The 18,019-nt window shown below is 72.8% G+C and carries 17 protein-coding genes; 13 read left to right on the top strand and 4 right to left on the bottom strand.

The features are described from left to right. Positions 1-142 precede the first annotated feature (142 nt). The 9 genes from CR165_RS01045 (at position 143) to CR165_RS01005 (ending at position 10,539) form a co-directional block, all read left to right on the top strand. Entirely contained in the window at positions 143-2,206 is a 2,064-nt protein-coding gene (locus CR165_RS01045) for a lytic transglycosylase domain-containing protein (protein ID WP_109515097.1), read from the top strand. After that, on the top strand, positions 2,206-2,727 hold the full coding sequence (locus CR165_RS01040; RefSeq protein ID WP_245906037.1) for a phosphatidylglycerophosphatase A family protein: 522 nt from the start codon (positions 2,206-2,208) through the stop codon (positions 2,725-2,727). Before CR165_RS01045 ends, CR165_RS01040 begins: the two co-directional genes overlap by 1 nt. Before the next feature lie 2 nt (positions 2,728-2,729). Further along, complete coding sequence (locus CR165_RS01035; RefSeq protein ID WP_109515096.1) at positions 2,730-3,248, top strand: CinA family protein; 519 nt, start codon at positions 2,730-2,732, stop codon at positions 3,246-3,248. A gap of 143 nt (positions 3,249-3,391) precedes the next feature. After that, positions 3,392-4,594, top strand: a complete 1,203-nt coding sequence (locus CR165_RS01030; RefSeq protein WP_109515095.1) for a sensor histidine kinase — start codon at positions 3,392-3,394, stop codon at positions 4,592-4,594. Between the two features lie 117 nt (positions 4,595-4,711). Beyond that, entirely contained in the window at positions 4,712-5,077 is a 366-nt protein-coding gene (gene secG, locus CR165_RS01025) for a preprotein translocase subunit SecG (RefSeq protein ID WP_109515094.1), read from the top strand. Between the two features lie 176 nt (positions 5,078-5,253). Continuing rightward, on the top strand, positions 5,254-6,882 hold the full coding sequence (locus tag CR165_RS01020) for a CTP synthase (protein ID WP_109515093.1): 1,629 nt from the start codon (positions 5,254-5,256) through the stop codon (positions 6,880-6,882). A 193-nt stretch (positions 6,883-7,075) separates the two neighbouring features. Continuing rightward, positions 7,076-8,602, top strand: a complete 1,527-nt coding sequence (locus CR165_RS01015; protein ID WP_181377957.1) for a CHASE domain-containing protein — start codon at positions 7,076-7,078, stop codon at positions 8,600-8,602. A 136-nt stretch (positions 8,603-8,738) separates the two neighbouring features. Further along, complete coding sequence (eno, locus tag CR165_RS01010; RefSeq protein ID WP_109515091.1) at positions 8,739-10,016, top strand: phosphopyruvate hydratase; 1,278 nt, start codon at positions 8,739-8,741, stop codon at positions 10,014-10,016. Between the two features lie 199 nt (positions 10,017-10,215). Next, positions 10,216-10,539 (top strand): FtsB family cell division protein, encoded by a 324-nt coding sequence (locus CR165_RS01005; RefSeq protein ID WP_109515090.1) that lies wholly within the window; start codon positions 10,216-10,218, stop codon positions 10,537-10,539. Here the strand turns inward: CR165_RS01005 and CR165_RS01000 are convergent. Then, positions 10,533-11,426 carry a LysR family transcriptional regulator gene (locus CR165_RS01000; protein WP_109515089.1) on the bottom strand — a complete coding sequence of 298 codons (894 nt, stop codon included), beginning with the start codon at positions 11,424-11,426 and terminating at the stop codon, positions 10,533-10,535. The two genes, CR165_RS01005 and CR165_RS01000, sit on opposite strands and share 7 nt — an antisense overlap. Positions 11,427-11,544: 118 nt before the next feature. Between CR165_RS01000 and CR165_RS00995 the strand changes: the two genes are divergently transcribed. After that, on the top strand, positions 11,545-12,612 hold the full coding sequence (locus CR165_RS00995) for a YeiH family protein (protein ID WP_109515088.1): 1,068 nt from the start codon (positions 11,545-11,547) through the stop codon (positions 12,610-12,612). 60 nt (positions 12,613-12,672) lie between these two features. Here CR165_RS00995 and gshB read toward each other — a convergent pair whose 3' ends face one another. Next, on the bottom strand, positions 12,673-13,617 hold the full coding sequence (gene gshB, locus CR165_RS00990) for a glutathione synthase (RefSeq protein ID WP_109515456.1): 945 nt from the start codon (positions 13,615-13,617) through the stop codon (positions 12,673-12,675). A gap of 119 nt (positions 13,618-13,736) precedes the next feature. Between gshB and CR165_RS00985 the strand changes: the two genes are divergently transcribed. From CR165_RS00985 to dnaQ, 3 genes are read left to right on the top strand one after another with little or no spacing between them, the layout of a single operon-like run. Continuing rightward, positions 13,737-14,582: a shikimate dehydrogenase gene (locus CR165_RS00985; protein WP_109515455.1), complete on the top strand. Its 846-nt coding sequence runs from the start codon at positions 13,737-13,739 to the stop codon at positions 14,580-14,582. A 10-nt stretch (positions 14,583-14,592) separates the two neighbouring features. Next, positions 14,593-15,177 (top strand): dephospho-CoA kinase, encoded by a 585-nt coding sequence (gene coaE, locus CR165_RS00980; RefSeq protein ID WP_109515087.1) that lies wholly within the window; start codon positions 14,593-14,595, stop codon positions 15,175-15,177. Further along, positions 15,174-15,887 carry a DNA polymerase III subunit epsilon gene (gene dnaQ, locus CR165_RS00975; protein WP_109515086.1) on the top strand — a complete coding sequence of 238 codons (714 nt, stop codon included), beginning with the start codon at positions 15,174-15,176 and terminating at the stop codon, positions 15,885-15,887. Before coaE ends, dnaQ begins: the two co-directional genes overlap by 4 nt. Before the next feature lie 10 nt (positions 15,888-15,897). Here the strand turns inward: dnaQ and CR165_RS00970 are convergent, their stop codons facing one another. Next, complete coding sequence (locus tag CR165_RS00970; RefSeq protein ID WP_109515085.1) at positions 15,898-16,725, bottom strand: aldo/keto reductase; 828 nt, start codon at positions 16,723-16,725, stop codon at positions 15,898-15,900. Positions 16,726-16,860: 135 nt separating this feature from the next. Continuing rightward, positions 16,861-18,018 carry an amidohydrolase gene (locus CR165_RS00965; protein WP_109515084.1) on the bottom strand — a complete coding sequence of 386 codons (1,158 nt, stop codon included), beginning with the start codon at positions 18,016-18,018 and terminating at the stop codon, positions 16,861-16,863. Between the last annotated feature and the right edge of the window lies 1 nt (position 18,019).

Genomic DNA, 18,019 nt, shown 5'->3' with positions numbered 1-18,019 from the left:
GTGGCTGGCGGCGTGGCGCGGCGGCGCGCCCGCAGAGGCGGGAAGCTAGGCGCGGCGGCGGCGCCACACAAGCGGCACGCGCGCATGGTTGCCCTTCCGCCGCGCGGGACAAGGCGGGACCGATCGGCTAGGGTCCGGTCCCATGTGCCCCGCGCCGCGCCGCCCTGGCTTCCGCCCCGCCCTCCGCCACCGCCTGCTCGCCGCTCCGCTGCTGGCCCTGGCCTTCCTCGCGCCGCCTCTCGCCGCCACGGCGGAAGCGCAGCCCTGGGCGACGGAGAGCGCCCGCGCCACCGGCCGCGCCGCCATGGTGGCCGCGCAGGCCGGCCGCTGGAGCGAGGCCGAGAGCATTGCCAGCCAGGGCGCCGACCCGCTGGCGGCGAAGATCTTCACCTGGCTGCGGCTGCAGGTGCGCGGCCTCGCCACGGCGCAGGAGGTGGCGGACTTCACCGCCGCCAACCCGGCCTGGCCGCTGCCGCAGACCCTGGCGCTGCGCGGCGAGGAAAGCCTGCCGGTGCTGGCCGACGACGCGCTGGTCCTGCGCCTCTTCGCCCGCACCCCGCCGCGCGGCCTGGTGGCGGTGCGGCAATATGCCGAGGCGCTGCAGCGCCAGGGCGACGCCGCCGGCGCCCGCCGCGCGGTGCAGGAAGGCTGGCGCGACGCCCCCGCCGACCCGGGCGCGGAGGCCGGCTTCCTGGCCGCCCTCGGCAGCGTGCTGACGCCGGCCGACCACCGCGCCCGCTATGAGCGCCTGGCCTGGGCGCGGCAGGGCGCCGCCGCCGCGCGGATGCTGCCGCTGCTGCCGCCCGAGGCCCGCCTCGCCGCCGAGCTGCGCCTCGCCATGGCCGCCGAGCAGCCGGGCGCCGAGGCCGGGGCGCTGGCCCGCGCGGGCGAGGATCTCGGCCTCTCGCTGGAGCTGGCCCGCTATCTCCGCCGGCAGGAGCGCGACCGCGAGGCCGCCGCCGTGTGGCAGCGCGCCGAGCCCCTGCAGCGTGACCTCACGCCCGAGGCGGCGCGTGCCGTCTGGACGGAGCGGCAGGTGCTCTCGCGCAAGCTGCTGCGGCTGGGCGACGTGCCCAACGCCTACCGCACCGCTGCCCAGCATGGCCAGAGCGCCGGCGAGGGGCTGCACGAGGCGGAGTTCCTGGCCGGCTTCATCGCGCTGCGGCGGCTGGAGGACCCGGCCCGCGCCGCCCGCCATTTCGCCGTGCTGGGGCGGGACAGCGACAGCGTCATCACCAATGCCCGGGCGCATTACTGGCGTGGCCGCGCCGCCGCCGCGCAGGGGCAGGCCGAGGCGGCGCGCGGCCACTACGCCGCCGCCGCCGCCCTGCCCACCGCCTTCTACGGCCAGCTCGGCGCCCTGGCGCTGGGCGAGGGCGCGCCGCAGCTGGCCGCGCGCATCGCCGCCACCCGCCCGCCGCAGCCCGCCCCCGGCGCCGCCGAGGCCTTCCTGGAGAAGGAGCTGGTGCAGGCCGTGCTGACCCTCGCCGACCTCGGCGACACCGCCCGCGCCCGCCTGTTTCTGCTGCGGCTGGAGGAGACGGCGCCGGACGCCGCCGAGCAGGTGCTGACGGCGCGGCTGGCCAACAGCATCGGCCGGCAGGACCATGCCGTGTGGGTGGCGCGCCGCGCCGGGGCCGACGGGGTGATGCTGCTGCCCGAGGGCTGGCCCACCCCCTACGCCCTGCCCGCCACCGCTTCGCCCAATGGCACCGGGGTGGAGCCCGCCTTCGTCTATGCGGTGACGCGGCAGGAGAGCAATTTCGACCCCACCGCCCTCTCCCCGGCGAATGCGCGGGGGCTGATGCAGCTGCTGCCCGGCACCGCCACCCTGGTGGCGCGGCAGCTCGGCGTGCCGCACCAGCCCGGCTGGCTCACCAGCCAGCCGGAGCACAATCTGCGGCTCGGCGCACAATATCTGGGCGACCAGCTTGCCCGCTTCGGCAACCTCGCCATGGCGGCGGCGGCCTACAATGCCGGGCCGCGCCGGGTGGATGAGTGGCTCGTCACCTATGGCGACCCGCGCCCGCCCGCCGCCGCCGGCGGCCAGGACATGATCGACTGGATGGAGCAGATCCCCTTCTCCGAGACCCGCAACTACGCCCAGCGCGTGGTGGAGAATGCCGTCATCTACCGCGCCCTGGCCGGCGAGGGCGCGCTCGACCACCCGCTGAAGCCCTGGCTGCCGGTGGGCGTCGCGCGCTGATGTCCGAGCCGATGGCGCCCGCCCCCCTTCCCGTTCCCACCCCCGCCCTGGCGGCGGGCGGGCTGCTGCCGCGTCTGGTGGCCAGCATGGGCGGCGTGGGCTTCCTGCGCCCGGCGCCGGGCAGCTGGGGCTCCGCCCTGGTACTGCCGGCGGCGCTGCTGGGGCCGGAGGGCTGCCTGGCGCTGGCCGCCCTGCTGGCCCTGCTCGGCTGGTGGGCGGTGGAGCGGCTGCCCGAGGCCCGCGCCGATCCCGGCTGGGTGGTGGTGGATGAGGGGGCGGGTCAGTGCCTCGCCCTCGCCGCGCTGCCGCTCGGCGCCGGAGCACCGGGGCTGATCCTGGCCTTCCTGCTGTTCCGCCTGTTCGACATCGCCAAGCCCGGCCCGGTGGGCTGGGCGGACCGCCGCAAGGGCAGCACGGGCGTGATGCTGGACGACATCATCGCCGGTGCCCTGGCCGCCACCGTGATCCTGGCGCTGCGTGCCGCCGCCGCCGCGCTCGGCCTGCCCGAGGGAGGGTTCTGACGATGCTGGACGCCACCACCCGCGCCGCCGCCGCCACCCTGCTGGCGGAGTTGCAGGCGCTCGGCCTGACGCTCGCCACCGCCGAGAGCTGCACCGGCGGGCTGGTCTCCGCCGTGCTGACGGCGGTGCCCGGCTCCTCCGCCACGCTGCTGGCCGGCTATGTCACCTATTCCAACGCCGCCAAGGCGCGGATGCTGGGCGTGCCGGAGCCGATGCTGGCCACGCATGGCGCCGTGTCGGAGCCGGTGGCGCGCGCCATGGCGGAGGGTGCGCTGCGCGATTCCGGCGCCGACCTCGCCGTCTCGCTCACCGGCATCGCCGGGCCGGGCGGCGCCACGCCGGGCAAGCCGGTGGGGCTGGTGCACATCGCGGCGAGCCGGCGCGGGGGGGAGACCCTGCACCGGCGTTGCGTCTTCCCCGGCGACCGGGATGCGGTGCGGGCGGCCAGCGTCGCCACCGCCCTCGGCCTGGTGGGCGAGCTGGCCCGGGAGAGCGCCGCCCCCGGGGGCGCGCCGGTCTAGGCACGGCCGCGCCTCCTGTTCCGCTCGCGGTAAAAGGATTTCACCGCGCCGCCCTGCGCCCTTATGACACGGCAGCCGAAGCGGAGCGGCACCCTGGAACGCCCCCTCCCCCCGCGCATCCCGCAATCTGGCCGGGTGACTTCATGAATTCGACCGAAGAACTGACCATACGCCTGCGGCAGCAGGCGCTGATCGCGGAGCTCGGCCTTGCCGCGCTGCGGCGCGAGGGGCTGCAGCCCCTGCTGGAGACGGCGGCGCGGCTGGCCGCCGAAGGCATGGGGGGCAGCTTCAGCAAGGTGCTGGAATACCAACCCGAGGATCAATGCTTCCTGCTGCGGGCCGGCATGGGCTGGCGCGAGGGCAATGTGGGCACGGCGCGCATCGGCAGCGACATGGAAAGCCCGGCCGGCTTCGCCTTCCGCAGCGGCCGCCCCGTCATCTCCAACCATCTCGCCGGCGAGAGCCGCTTCCGCACGCCGGCGCTGATGGCCGAGCACGGGATCCGCCGCGCCGTCAACGTGGTCATCCGCGGCGAGGCCGAGCCCTTCGGCGTGCTGGAGGTGGACAGCCGCGACGATGGCGACTTCACCCCGCGCGACGTGAACTTCCTCCAGGCCCTGGCCAACACGCTGGGCCTGGCGCTGGACCGCGAGCTGCGGGAGCGCGAGATGCAGCGTCTGGCCGAGCTGGCCGCCGCCCGCGCCCGCGAGGCGGAGGAGGCGGTGGCCGCGCGCGACGCCCTGCTGCACGAGAAGGACCTGCTGATGCGGGAGGTGGACCACCGGGTGAAGAACAGCCTGACGGTCACCCGCTCCCTCCTCTCCCTGCAGGCCCGCCTCTCGACCGGCGGTGCGCGGGAGGCGCTGGAGGAGGCGGCGCAACGCGTCTCCACCATCGCCCTGGTGCATGACCGGCTCTACCGTTCCGACCGCATCGGCTCGGTGGAGCTGGGCGACTATCTCGGCGGGCTGTGCAGCGACCTGGAGCGCTCGGCCGGGCTGCGCGACTCCGGCCGCCCCATGCGTGTGCTGGCCGATGCGCATGAATGCCCAGCCGACGAGGCTATCACCATTGGCCTCATCATCACCGAGGTGGTGACCAATGCCGCCAAGTATGGCGCCGGTGCCGTCTCCATCCGCTGCCTGCGCGACGACGCCACCGGCGGGCTGCGGCTGGAGGTGACGGACGAGGGCGGCGGCATGCCGCCCGGTTTCAACCCGGCGGAGAGCGACGGACTCGGCATGCGGCTGATCCTGGCGCTGAGCCAGAAGCTCGGCGGCGAGCCATGCTGGGAGGGCCCGACCTTCCGCCTCGATATCCCCGACCCGGCCTCGCTGCGGGAATGATCCCGCCGCGGCGTCCCCGCAGCCGGGGGGGGCGCGGCATCTTTCACCGCCAAAGCGGGGCGGCGGGCCACCTTGCCGCTGGCGCCGCCCGCGGAACGCGGCTAAGAGCGCACCGCCATGATGACCGTCCTGCTCGTCCTGCATCTGTTCGTGACCCTCGCGCTGATCGGCGTCGTCCTGCTGCAGCGCAGCGAGGGCGGCGGGCTCGGCATCGGCTCCTCGCAGGGCATGGGGTCGTTCATGAGCGGCCGCGGCACCGCCAACCTGCTGACCCGCACCACCGGCGTGCTGGCCACCCTGTTCATGGTGCTGGCGCTGGCCATGGCGCTGCTCGGCCGTGGCGAGGCCCGGCGCGGCTCCATCCTGGACGCGCCGCCGCCGCCCGCCGCCACCGGCGAGCAGCCGCTCCAGCCCAACGCGGCGCAGCCCGCCCCGGCCCAGCCGCCGGCGGCGCCGCCCCCGGCCTCCGTGCCGACCAACTGATCCGCCGAATCGGGCGCCGGGGGACCCCCCCGGCGCCCGAACCGCTTTTATGGGAGCCCTGCCCTGGCGGCGGCGCCCGAACCAAGGGTCCGGCCGGACCCTTGCATTGTGGAAACATCAGCCTTGCCGTGCCGCCGGGTTCCCGGCGGCCGCGCGGCGCGTTAGAAAGGTCGCCCATGACGCGGTTCGTATTCATCACCGGCGGCGTGGTTTCCTCTCTCGGCAAGGGCATCGCGGCGGCAAGCCTCGGCGCGCTCCTGCAGGCGCGGGGCTACAAGGTCCGCATTCGCAAGCTTGACCCCTACCTCAACGTCGATCCGGGCACGATGAGCCCGTATCAGCACGGCGAGGTGTTCGTCACCGACGACGGCGCCGAGGCCGATCTCGACCTCGGCCATTATGAGCGCTTCACCGGCGTGCACGCGACCAGGGGCGATTCCTTCACCTCGGGCCGCATCTATGCCGACGTGATCGCCAAGGAGCGGCGCGGCGACTACCTGGGCGGCACCGTGCAGGTCATCCCGCACATCACCGACGCCATCAAGGAAGCCGCCAAGGCCGACACGGACGGGCTGGACTTCGTGCTGGTCGAGGTCGGCGGCACAGTGGGCGACATCGAGAGCCTGCCCTTCCTGGAGGCGCTGCGCCAGCTGCACAACGAGCTGGGGCCGCAGCGCAGCCTGTTCATGCACCTCACCCTGGTGCCCTACATCCCCTCCGCCGGCGAGCTGAAGACCAAGCCGACCCAGCACTCGGTGAAGGAGCTGCTCGGCCTCGGCATCCAGCCGCAGATCCTGCTCTGCCGCTGCGACCGCCCGATTCCGGAGAATGAGCGCCGCAAGATCGCGCTGTTCTGCAACGTGCGGCCGGAGAGCGTGATCCCGGCGCTCGACGCCTCCAGCATCTACGCCGTGCCGTTGCAGTATCACGCCGAGGGGCTGGACCGCGAGGTGCTGCGCCATTTCGGCCTGTCGATCTACGGCGAGCCGGACCTGTCCAACTGGCAGCGCATCGTCCACCGGCTCGATAACCCGGAGGGCGAGGTGAAGATTGCGGTGGTGGGCAAGTACATCACCCTGCTCGACGCCTACAAGTCGCTGGCCGAGGCGCTGGCCCATGGCGGCATCCAGCACGGCGTGAAGGTGAAGCTGGACTGGGTGGACAGCCAGATCTTCGAGACGCCGAACGCGGTGGAGCGGCTCTCCGGCGTGCACGGCATCCTGGTGCCGGGCGGCTTCGGCGAGCGCGGCGCGGAGGGCAAGATCGAGGCGGTGCGCTTCGCCCGCGAGCGGAAGATCCCCTTCCTCGGCATCTGCTTCGGCATGCAGATGGCGGTGATCGAGGCGGCGCGGAACCTGGTCGGGCTGGACAAGGCCTCCTCCACCGAGTTCGGCCCCAGCGAGGAGCCGGTGGTCGGCCTGCTCACCGAGTGGCTGCGCGGCAATGAGCGGGAGAAGCGCCATGCCGAGGGCGATCTCGGCGGCACCATGCGCCTCGGCGCCTATCCGGCCGCCCTCACCGAGGGTTCGCTGGTGCGGCAGGTCTATGGCCAGGCGCAGATCGAGGAGCGCCACCGCCACCGCTACGAGGTGAACATCGGCTACCGCGAGCGGCTGGAGGCGGCGGGGCTGCGCTTCTCCGGCCTCTCGCCAGACGGGCTGCTGCCGGAGATCGTCGAGTATCCGGACCACCCATGGTTCATCGGCGTGCAGTACCATCCGGAGCTGAAGTCGAAGCCCTTCCAGCCGCATCCGCTCTTCGCCGGATTCGTCGGCGCGGCGGTGAAGCAGGCGCGGCTGGTCTGACCCTGCCCCGCCGCGGCGGCCTTCCTCCGGCCCTTTAACGGTAATGAAATAACAAGAGCCGAGACTGGCGCCATCCCTCCCGGGGATGGCGCTGGTGCCGTCTGGAGCGGAGGAGCGGGCGAAGGCACGGGCAGGAATGGGTGTTGCCACTACGGCGTTGAACAGGCGTGCGCCGCTCCTGCGGCAATCCGCCATGTTCGTGCTCGCCTGCGGCCTCGTGCTGTCGCTCCTGGCCTGGCACATGACCGCCCGCCGGACCGATGAGGAGGCCAGCCGCAGCTTCCAGCAGGCCAGCCAGCACATCACCCGCCTGGTGGAGGAGCGGATGCTGCGGGCGCTGGACCTGGTGGCCGGCTTCCGCGGCCTGTTCAGCGTGCACCGGCATGTCAGCCGCGCCGAGTTCCGCGAGCATTTCAACAGCCTGCACCTGCCGGAGCGCTTCCCGGGCGTGATCGCCATCCAGTACGCGCCCCTGGTGCCGGCTGCCGAGAAGGCCGCCTTCGAGGCCCAGGTGCGGGCCGATACCAGCCTCGACCCGCATGGCTATCCGGACTACGCCATCCACCCGGCCGGCGAGCGGGACTTCTACATCCCGGTCCTCTACAACGAGCCGATGGCCGGCAACGAGGCCGCCTTCGGCCACGACAACACCGCCGAGCCCAGCCGCCGCCGCGCCATGGAGCGCACGCGCGACACGGGCGAGCCGATCGCCTCCCCGCCCCTCACCCTGCTGCAGGGCGCCGCGGGCTTCGTCATCCGCCACGCGGTGTACCGGCGCGATGCGCCGCTCTGGACGGAGGCGCAGCGGCGCGCCGCCTTCCTTGGCCAGGTGAGCGGCGTGTTCCGGACCACGGACCTGCTCTCCTCCCTGCTGGAGGAGCATCTGAAAGGCTACCGCATCCGCGTCGAGGACCGGGGCGACGCGCGGGAGGGGCAAGGCCCGGCGGCGCTTCTGTTCGACAGCCAGGCGGCCCACGCCTCGCCCGCCAGCCTCCTCGGCGCGCCGCAGCGGCTGGAGGCGCCGCTGACCGTGGCCGGGCGCGTCTGGGTGGTGGAGGTCAGCCGGCCGGCCACCCTGCCGCATCTTGCGCCGCTGCCGGTCGCCGTGCTGCTGAGCGGCGTGGCGCTGACCCTGGTGGTGCGCTGGCTGCTGCTCGGCATGGCCCGGCATTCCGACAGGACCGCCGAGATCGCGGCGCGGCTGGCGCATGAGGCGACGCACGACGCGCTGACCGGCCTGCCCAACCGCCTGCTGCTGGAACAGCGGCTGAAGGAGGCGCTGGAGACCGCGAAGCAGGACCAGACGCGCCTGGCGCTGCTCTTCATCGACCTCGACCGGTTCAAGGCCATCAACGACACGCTCGGGCACGAGGCGGGCGACGTTGTGCTGCGGCAGGTGGCACTGCGCCTGCGCGGCGCGCTGCGCCCGACCGACACGGTGGCGCGGCTCGGCGGCGACGAGTTCGTGGTGCTGCTGTCGGTGCCGACGGGCAACCTCTGGCGCGGCGTGGCGGACCGCATCCTGGCGCTGATCACCCAGCCCATGACCTATGGCGAGCACCGCCTCTCGGTCGGCGCCAGCCTCGGCGCCGCCCTCTATCCCGAGCACGGCACGGATGCCGCGGCGCTGCTGCGCCATGCGGATGACTCCATGTACGCCGCCAAGCGCGGCGCCAGCCTCGCCACCGCCCCTCCCGCGCCGTCCAGCCGCGCCGGCTGACGCGGGAGCGTCCCGGCCGGATATGGCAGGGCGGATACGGAATCGTGGGTGGCCGCGCCCCTTGCCCTCACCGCCCCACTATCCTATCCGCGCAGGGTCCGACTTACCCCGTCCGACATATCCAGAGGGACCCGGAATGACCGCCATTGCCGACATCATCGCCCGCGAGATCCTCGATTCGCGCGGCAACCCCACCGTCGAGGTCGATGTCGTGCTGGACAGCGGGGCCATCGGCCGCGCCGCCGTCCCCTCGGGCGCCTCCACCGGCGCGCATGAGGCCGTCGAGCTGCGCGACGGCGACAAGGCCCGCTTCCACGGCAAGGGCGTGCAGAAGGCGGTCGCCAATGTCGAGGGCGAGATCTTCGACGCGCTCTCCGGCATGGATGCCACCGAGCAGGTCAAGATCGACGAGACGATGATCGCGCTCGACGGCACGCCGAACAAGTCGCGTCTCGGCGCCAACGCCATCCTCGCCGTGTCGCTCGCCACCGCCAAGGCATCTGCCGAGCATTACGGCGTGCCGCTCTACCGCTATGTCGGCGGCGTCTTCGCCCGCACCCTGCCGGTGCCGATGATGAACATCATCAATGGCGGCCAGCACGCGGACAACCCGATCGACATCCAGGAATTCATGATCATGCCGGTCGCCGCCGGCTCCTCCGCCGAGGCCGCGCGCATCGGCTCCGAGGTGTTCATGAGCCTGAAGAAGGCGCTGCACGATGCCGGCCACAACACCAATGTGGGCGACGAGGGCGGCTTCGCGCCGGACCTGAAGTCGGCCGATGAGGCGCTGGGCTTCATCGCCAAGGCCTGCGAGGCCGCTGGCCACCGCGTCGGCGAGGACATCATGTTCGCCCTCGACTGCGCCTCCACCGAGTTCTTCAAGGGCGGCGTCTACGACATGGAGGGCGAGGGCAAGAAGCTCGACGCCGCCGGCATGGTGGACTACCTGGCGAACCTCTGCGCCAAGTTTCCCATCATCTCCATCGAGGATGGCTGCGCCGAGGATGACTGGGAGGGCTGGAAGCTGCTGACCGACCGCCTCGGCGGCACGGTGCAGCTCGTCGGCGACGACCTGTTCGTCACCAACCCCGAGCGGCTGCGCCAGGGCATCGAGCGCAAGACCGGCAACTCGATCCTGGTGAAGGTGAACCAGATCGGCTCGCTGACCGAGACGCTGGAGGCCGTCGAGATGGCGCACCGCGCCGGCTACACGGCCGTCATGTCGCACCGCTCGGGCGAGACGGAGGACAGCACCATCGCCGACCTCGCCGTGGCCACCAACTGCGGCCAGATCAAGACCGGCTCGCTCTCCCGCTCGGACCGGCTGGCCAAGTACAACCAGCTCATCCGCATCGAGCAGGGCCTCGGCCCGGCCGCGCGCTATGCCGGCCGTTCCATCCTGAAGCGCTGAGGCGCGGCCGGAAGGCCGGGGGCGCAGCCGCCCCCGGCCTTCGCCTCCTCGCTTTTTCGTGGCCGCCGCGCCACGCTGCCGCGCGAAACCAGGAGCGACCGCTATCCTCCTCTTGCACAACACCTTTCACCTGCCGTTAATCCTTCTTGCAGTGCGGTGCGGTGCGGTGCGGTGCGGTGCGGTGTGCGGAGTGGGATCGATGCGGGCCATCAAGCGGACAATCCAGGTTCTGTGGCTGCCGCTGATCTTCGCGGGGCTGATCTGGCATTTCGCGTGGTACGCGGTGCACGGGCCCCGCGTGGGTTCGCTGGCGCGCGAGGCGAAGGCGGCCGAGATCGAGACCGCGCGCATCACCCTGGCCCAGGCCGAGAGCGAGCGCGACGCCATGGAGCGGCGCGTCGCCGGCCTGCGCGGCGACCGCATCGACCGCGACCAGCTCGACGAGCGCGCCCGCGCCCTGCTCAACATGGTGGGCAAAAACGAGCTGGTGATGCCCTACGGGCCCAACAAGCGCCTCTACTGAGCGGCCTCGTCCGCGCCCGCGAGGGCCAGCAGCGCCCGTGAGGCGCGGCTGGAATAGCGCTCCCGGTGCCGCAGCGCCTTGAAGCTGCGCGGCGGCAGGACGATGGGCGCCCGCACCAGCAGGCCGGCGGCCAGATGCGGCCCCGCCGCCCGCTCGGACACCACCGTGGCGCCGCCATCGGCCTCCACCGCCGCCAGCACCGCCTCGTTCGAGGGCAGTTCCAGGATCACCGAGAGCGCCTCGGGCGCCAGCCCGGCGCCGCGCAGCAGCTCCTCGAAGGCGGCACGGGTGCCGGAGCCGGCCTCCCGCATCACCCAGCGGCTTTGCGGCAGGTCGGCGAGGCGGAGCGATTCGGCCCGCGCCCAGGGATGCCGCGGCCCCACGACGATGACGAGCTGATCGCGCGCCAGCACCGCCTGGCGCAGGGCCGGCTCGGCCACCTCGCCTTCCACGAAGCCGAGCTCCGCCTCGCCGCGCAGCACCGCCTCCACCACGCTGGTGGTGTTGCCGGCGCCCACTTCCACCGCCACGCCCGGACAGGCGGCGTGGAAGCGCACCAGCAGCGGCGGCAGCCAGTAGCTGGCCACGGTCTGGCTGGCCTGCACCCGCAGCGTGCCGCGTAGCGTGCCGCCCAGCTCGGAGAGCACCAGCTCCGCCGCCTCGGCGCGAGCCAGCACGGCGGCGGCCTCGGTGCGGAAGATGCGCCCCTCCGTGGTCAGTTCGATACGCCGGCCGATGCGGTGGAACAGGGCGATGCCATGCCGCCCCTCCAGCGCGCGGATGGCGGCGCTCACCGCCGATTGCGTCAGGTGCAGCGCCGCCGCGGCGCGGGTGACATGCTCGCGCTCGGCCACCGCCAGGAAGATGCGGAGCTGTTCCAGGGTCACGCGGGGTCTCCCAAGGACAACCGTTCGATTTTATCGAACGGAATGACAAGAACAACGCGTTGGATCGATGATACGGCGCGCGGCAGGATGGGCGTCACCCAAACGCCACGGTTCTGTCATGCCGCCTGTTCCTCCTGCCCTCGCCGCCTCTCCGGACAAGAATACCGGGCATCCCGCCCTGGCCTGGCTGCGGCGCATGGCGCCGGGCGTGCTGCTCTGCGCCGTCGTCGGCGGTGCGGCCGCGCTGCTGTCGCAGGCGCAGGCGCATTTCCTCGGCCGGGCCTGGCTGGATTCGCTGGTGCTGGCCATCCTCATCGGCACCGTGCTGCGCAGCCTGTGGGTGCCGCCCGCCCGCTTCGCCCCCGGCATCGGCCTCAGCGCCAAGACGCTGCTGGAGGTGGCGGTGATGCTGCTCGGCGCCTCGCTCAGCGTCACCGCCATGCTGGCGGCGGGGCCGGCGCTGATCCTGGGCATCGGCGTGGTGGTGCTGCTGGCCATCGCCTTCAGCTACGGCCTCGGGCGGCTGCTCGGCCTGCCGAAGCGCATGGCCATGCTGGTGGCCTGCGGCAACTCCATCTGCGGGAACTCGGCCATCGCCGCCGTGGCGCCGGTGATCGGCGCCCAGGCCAAGGACGTGGCCAGCGCCATCGCCTTCACGGCGGTGCTCGGCGTCGGGGTGGTGTTGTCGCTGCCGCTGCTGGTGCCGGTGCTGGGGCTGAGTGAGCTGCAATACGGCGTGCTGGCGGGCCTCACCGTCTATGCGGTGCCGCAGGTGCTGGCGGCCACGGCGCCGGTGGGGGCGCTCGCCGTGCAGCTCGGCACGCTGGTCAAGCTGGTGCGGGTGCTGATGCTGGGGCCGGTGGTGCTGGGCCTCTCCCTGCTCGCCGGGCAGCGGGAGGGGAAGAAGCCGGGTGGGCAAAAGCTGGGCCTGGCCAAGCTGGTGCCCTGGTTCATCCTGGGCTTCCTGGGGCTGATGGCGCTGCGCGCGCTGGGGCTGATCCCGCAGGCACTTCTGGCGCCGCTCGCCACCCTGACAGGCGTGCTGACGCTGCTGGCCATGGCGGCGCTGGGGCTCGGCGTCGATGTGCGGATGGTGGCCAAGGCCGGCGGGCGGGTCACCGCCACCGTGATGCTCTCGCTGCTGGCGCTGGGGCTGGTCAGCCTGCTGCTGATCCGGCTGGTCTGAGCACCGAAAAAAGGCCGGGGGAAGGAATTCCCCCGGACCCCTATCTTTTTGCTTCGAGTCTCAGCGCTTGGCCTCGATGGCGTCCCAGATCGCCTTCTCCAGGTGCACGCCGTCGAAGCGGGCCAATTCCTGCAGGCCCGTCGGCGAGGTGACGTTGATCTCGGTCAGGTAGTCGCCGATCACGTCGATGCCGACGAAGATCAGGCCGCGCTCCTTCAGGGCCGGCCCGATGCGGGCGCAGATCTCCTTGTCCCGCTCGGTCAGCGCCACCGCCTCGGGGCGGCCGCCGACATGCATGTTGCTGCGGCTCTCCCCCTCGGCCGGCACGCGGTTGATGGCACCCATCGGCACGCCATCCACCAGGATGATGCGCTTGTCGCCCAGCCGCACGGCGGGGAGGTATTGCTGGATCATCAGCGGCTCGCGCGAGCGCTCGGCGAAGATCTCCAGCAGGGAGTTGAGGTTGCCATCCTCGGGGCGCAGGTGGAACACGCCCGCCCCGCCATTGCCGAACAGCGGCTTGACGATGATGTCGCCATGCTTCTGGCGGAACTTCCGCACCTCCAGCGGGTCGTGCGTGATGATGGTGTCCGGCATCAGCTCCGGGAACTGCATCACGAACAGCTTCTCCGGCGCGTTGCGGACATGCACCGGGTCGTTCACCACCAGGGTCTTGGGGTGGATGTGCTCCAGGATGTGCGTGGCCGTGATGTAGGCCATGTCGAAGGGCGGGTCCTGCCGCATCAGCACCACATCCATGGTGGAGAGGTCGTGCTCCGCCGCCTCGCCCAGCGTGTAGTGGTTGCCCTTCTCCCGCCGCACCTCGACCGGCTGCATCCGCGCCAGCACGCGGCCCGAGGCCAGCGTCAGGTCCTTCACATGGTAGTGCCAGAGCTGGTGGCCCCGCGCCTGCGCCTCCAGCATCAGCACGAAGGTGCTGTCGCCGTCGATGTTGATCCCCTGGATCGGGTCCATCTGGACCGCGACCTTCAAGCCACGCGCCATGGAATGCTCCGTGTGTGCCGTTTCGTCGCCCCAAGTGGTGGCATTGCGGGGCGCGGAATGCCAGGGGGCGTGGCGGCGGCCCATTGACCAAGCCGCCGCCACGCCCGATTCATGGGCGCATGACGATCCTCACCGGCAAGGCCAGGCTGGCCGGCGTGCTGGGCTGGCCGGCCTCGCATTCGCGCTCCCCCCGGCTGCATGGCCACTGGCTGCGGCAGCACGGCATCGATGGCACCTACATCCCGCTCCAGGTGCGGCCGGAAGACTTCGCGCAGGCCGTGCGCGCCCTGGTCTCGCTCGGCTTCCAGGGCGCCAACGTCACCATCCCGCACAAGGAGGCGGCCTTCGCCCTGTGCGATTCGGTGGCGGAGAGCGCCCGCCGCGCCGGGGCGGTGAACACGCTGGTGTTCCGCGAGGGCCGCATCGAGGGCTCCAACACCGATGGCTACGGCTTCCTGGAGAGCGTGCGGGAGCAGGCCCCGGGCTGGCGGGCGGCGGATGGCCCGGCGGTGCTGCTCGGCGCCGGCGGCGCGGCGCGCGCCATCGCGGCCGCCCTGCTCGACGCCGGCTGCCCGCGCCTGACCCTGGTCAACCGAAACCGGGCGCGCGCTGAGGCGCTGGCCGGGGCGCTGGGTGGCCCCGTCGCGGTGGCCGAGGCGCCGCCGCTGGAGGGCGCGGCGCTGCTGGTCAATTCCACCAGCCTCGGCATGGCCGGCCAGCCGCCGCTGGAGATCGACCTCGCCCCCCTCCCCGCCCATGCGGTGGTGGCCGATGCCGTCTATGTGCCGCTGGAGACGCCGTTGCTGGCCGCCGCCCGCGCCCGCGGCCTGCGCGGCGTCGACGGGTTGGGGATGCTGCTGCACCAGGCGCGGCCCGGCTTCGCCGCCTGGTTCGGGGTGGAGCCGGTGGTGGACCGGGCGCTGCGCGACTTCGTCGCCGCCGACATCCCGCGCCACCCCGCATGAAAGTGGCTTCGTGAAGATCTGGGGCCTGACGGGCGGCATCGGCATGGGCAAGTCCACCGCCGCCGCCACCTTCCGGCGGCTCGGCGTGCCGGTGTTCGACGCCGACGCCGCCGTGCATGCCCTGCAGGGCCCCGGCGGCCGCGCCGTGCGGCCGATCGGCGAGGCCTTTCCCGGCACGGTGCGCGACGGCGCGGTGGACCGCGAGGCGCTGCGCCGCGTCGTGCTGGCCGACCGCGCCGCGCTGCGCCGGCTGGAGGGCATCGTCCACCCGCTGGTGCGGGCGGAGGAGCGGCGCTTCCTGGCCCGCGCCCGCCGCGCCGGGCGGCGCCTCGTGGTGCTCGACATCCCGCTGCTGTTCGAGACCGGCGGCGAGGCGCGGTGCGACGCGGTGGTGGTGGTCTCCGCCCCCGCCGCCGTGCAGCGCGCCCGCGTGCTGGCTCGCGGCGGCATGACGCCGGAGCGTCTGGACGCCATCCTCGCCCGCCAGACGCCGGATGCCGAGAAGCGCCGGCGCGCCGACCATGTCATCCGCACCGGCCTGTCGCGCGGCCATGCGCGCCGGGCCATCCGCCGCCTGCTGGAGAATGACCGATGAGCCGTGCCCTGGTGCTCGACACCGAGACCACCGGCTTCGACCCCGCCACGGGCGACCGCGTGCTGGAGGTGGCGGCGGTGGAGCTGGTCAACCTCGTCCCCACCGGCCGCTTCTACCACCAGCTCATCGACCCCGAGCGGGAGGTGCCGGAGGAGGCGGCCAAGGTGCACGGCTTCACCTGGGACATGCTGCGGGACAAGCCGAAATTCGCCGAGATCGCCCCCGCCCTGCTGGCGTTCCTGGGCGACGACCCGGTCGTGGCGCACAACGCCCCGTTCGACTTCGCCTTCCTCGATTTCGAGCTGAAGAAGGCCGGCCACCCCGTGATCGACCGGGCGCGCATGGTGGACACGCTGGTGCTGGCCAAGAAGCGCTTCCCCGGCCTGCCCAACAGCCTGGACGCGCTCTGCCGCCGCTACGGCATCGACAACTCCATGCGTACCGCGCACAACGCGCTGCTCGACGTGCAGCTGCTGGCGCAGGTCTATCTGGAGCTGATGGGCGGCAAGCAGCCGGACCTCGCCTTGGCCTCGGCCCCGCGCGTGGCGGCGCCGGCGGCGATCGAGCTCGATGCCGCGCCGGTGGCGCGCGCGCCGCGCCCGGTCGTGCCGAGCGAGGCGGAGATCGCCGCCCACACCGCCTTCCTGGGCAAGCTCAAGGACCCGGTCTGGGCCACGCTGCTCGGCGGCGGGGAGAAGCCTGGCGGCTGAGGCGCCGCCTTCAGCTGTTCCAGTCGGGCGCGAAGTCGGGGTTCACGCGGCGCCAGTCCTTCGGCAGCGCGTCGATGGCGGCGACATCCGCCGCGTCCAGCCTCTCCGCCAGCGCCACGGCGTCGAGATTGGCCTGCTGGCTTTCGCGCCGGCTGGCCTTGGGGATGGCCACCACCATCTCCTGCCGCAGCAGCCAGGCCAGCGCCACCTGCAGCCCCGTGGCGCCGTGCCTGCGGCCGATCTCCGCCAGCACCGGCTGGCTGGCCAGCGCCCCCTGCCCCAGCGGCGAATAGGCGGCGAGCGCGATGCCGCGCGGCCGGCACCACTCCAGCAGCGGCTGCTGCGAGAGCAGCACATGGTATTCCACCTGCAGGCAGGCGGGCTCCGCGCCCATCGCCTCCAGCTGCCGCATCAGCCCGAGCGGGAAGTTGGAGACGCCCCAGCGGCGCACCAGCCCCTCCGCCTTCGCCTTCTCCAGCGCCGCCACCGCCGCGGCAAGGTCCATCTCCGGCGACGGCCAGTGGATCAGGAACAGGTCGAGATGGTCCGTGCCCAGCTTGGCCAGTGAGCCTTCCAGCGAGCGCCGCAGCGCGGCGGGGGCCAGGTTGTCGTACCAGACCTTGCTGGTGAGGAAGACATTCCCCCGCGCCACGCCGGAGGCGGCGAGGCCGGCCCCCACCTCCGCCTCGTTGCCGTAGCGGTCGGCGGTGTCGAGATGGCGGTAGCCGAGCGCCAGGGCGCTCTCCACCGCCGCCTGCCCCTCCGGCCCGGCCAGCTTCCAGGTGCCGAGCCCGAGCTTGGGGATGGCGATGCGGGGCGAGCGGGCAAGCGGGATCATGCGGTCTTCCTCGGCGGGGGGTGGCAAAAGACGGTGCGGCGGGAACCGTGGCGGCCACGGCAGGTTGCGCGGCGCAACCTGGGCCATGCCTCCGGCGTTTCCCGCGGCAGGCGGAAGATGCGCGCCACGCTGCCTTCAGCCGGGCTCCTGTGCCAGGGCACGCCGGGCGGTCTCCGCCAGGAAGCCGCTGGCCACCGGCAGCACGGCGTCGTTGAAGTCGTAATGCGGGTTGTGCAGCTCGCATCCACCCTCGGCCGGGCCGTTGCCGATCCAGACGAAGGCGCCAGGAACCTCATGCAGGAAGTGCGAGAAGTCCTCCCCGGTCATGGCGGGCCCGATGTCGCGGCGGAGCGTGGTCACCGCCGCTGCCGCGCCGGCCGCCAGCTCACGCGCCTCCGGGTGGTTGGCGGTGACGGGCACGCCGCCCCAGACGCGGCTGGTGGCCTGCACGCCGAAGGTGGCCGAGACGCCCTCCGCCACGCGCTGCAGCCCCGCCTCGATCTCCCGCCCGACCTCCGGCTTGATGAAGCGCATGCTGCCCTTGATGGTGACGCGGGCGGCGATCTGGTTCTCCGCCTCGCCGCCATGGATCATGGTCAGGCTGACGACGCCGGTTTCCATCGGGTCGAGGTTGCGCGCCACGATGGACTGGCAGGCGACGATGGCGTGGCCGGCGGCCACCATCGGGTCGCGCGTCAGGTGCGGCAGCGCGGCGTGGCCGGCATGGCCCTCCACGACGATCTCGAAGCGCCGGCCGGCGGCCATCACCGCGCTGTCATGCACCGCGATGGTGCCCGCGGCCAGGCCCGGCCAGTTGTGCCAGCCGAAGATGCGGTCCATCGGGAAGCGCCGGAACAGCCCGTCGCGCACCATGGAGGCGGCGCCGCCGCCGCCCTCCTCGGCCGGCTGGAACACCAGCCGCACCGTGCCGGACCAGCTCTCATCCTGCATCAGCAGCGCCGCGGCGCCGAGCAGCGCCGTGGTGTGGCCGTCATGTCCGCAGGCATGCATCACGCCCGGGTTGGTGCTGCGCCAGGCCAGGTCCTGCGCCGCCTCCTCGATCGGCAGCGCGTCCATGTCGGCGCGCAGGCCGACGCTGCGGTTGCTGCCGGGCCGGTGCAGGGTTGCCACCACGCCATGACCCCCAACATCGGTGACGATGTCGGTCACACCCAGCTCCCTCAGCTTGTCCACCACGAACTTGGCGGTTGGCCCTTCATGCAGGGTGAGGCTGGGGTTGGCGTGGAGATGCCTGCGCCAACGCGTGAGTGTTTCGGCAAGAGTCGGATCCATG

Source organism: Teichococcus aestuarii (genome assembly GCF_003116135.1).
Lineage (GTDB): Bacteria > Pseudomonadota > Alphaproteobacteria > Acetobacterales > Acetobacteraceae > Pseudoroseomonas > Pseudoroseomonas aestuarii.
This window is presented reverse-complemented; position numbering and strand designations above follow the sequence as displayed.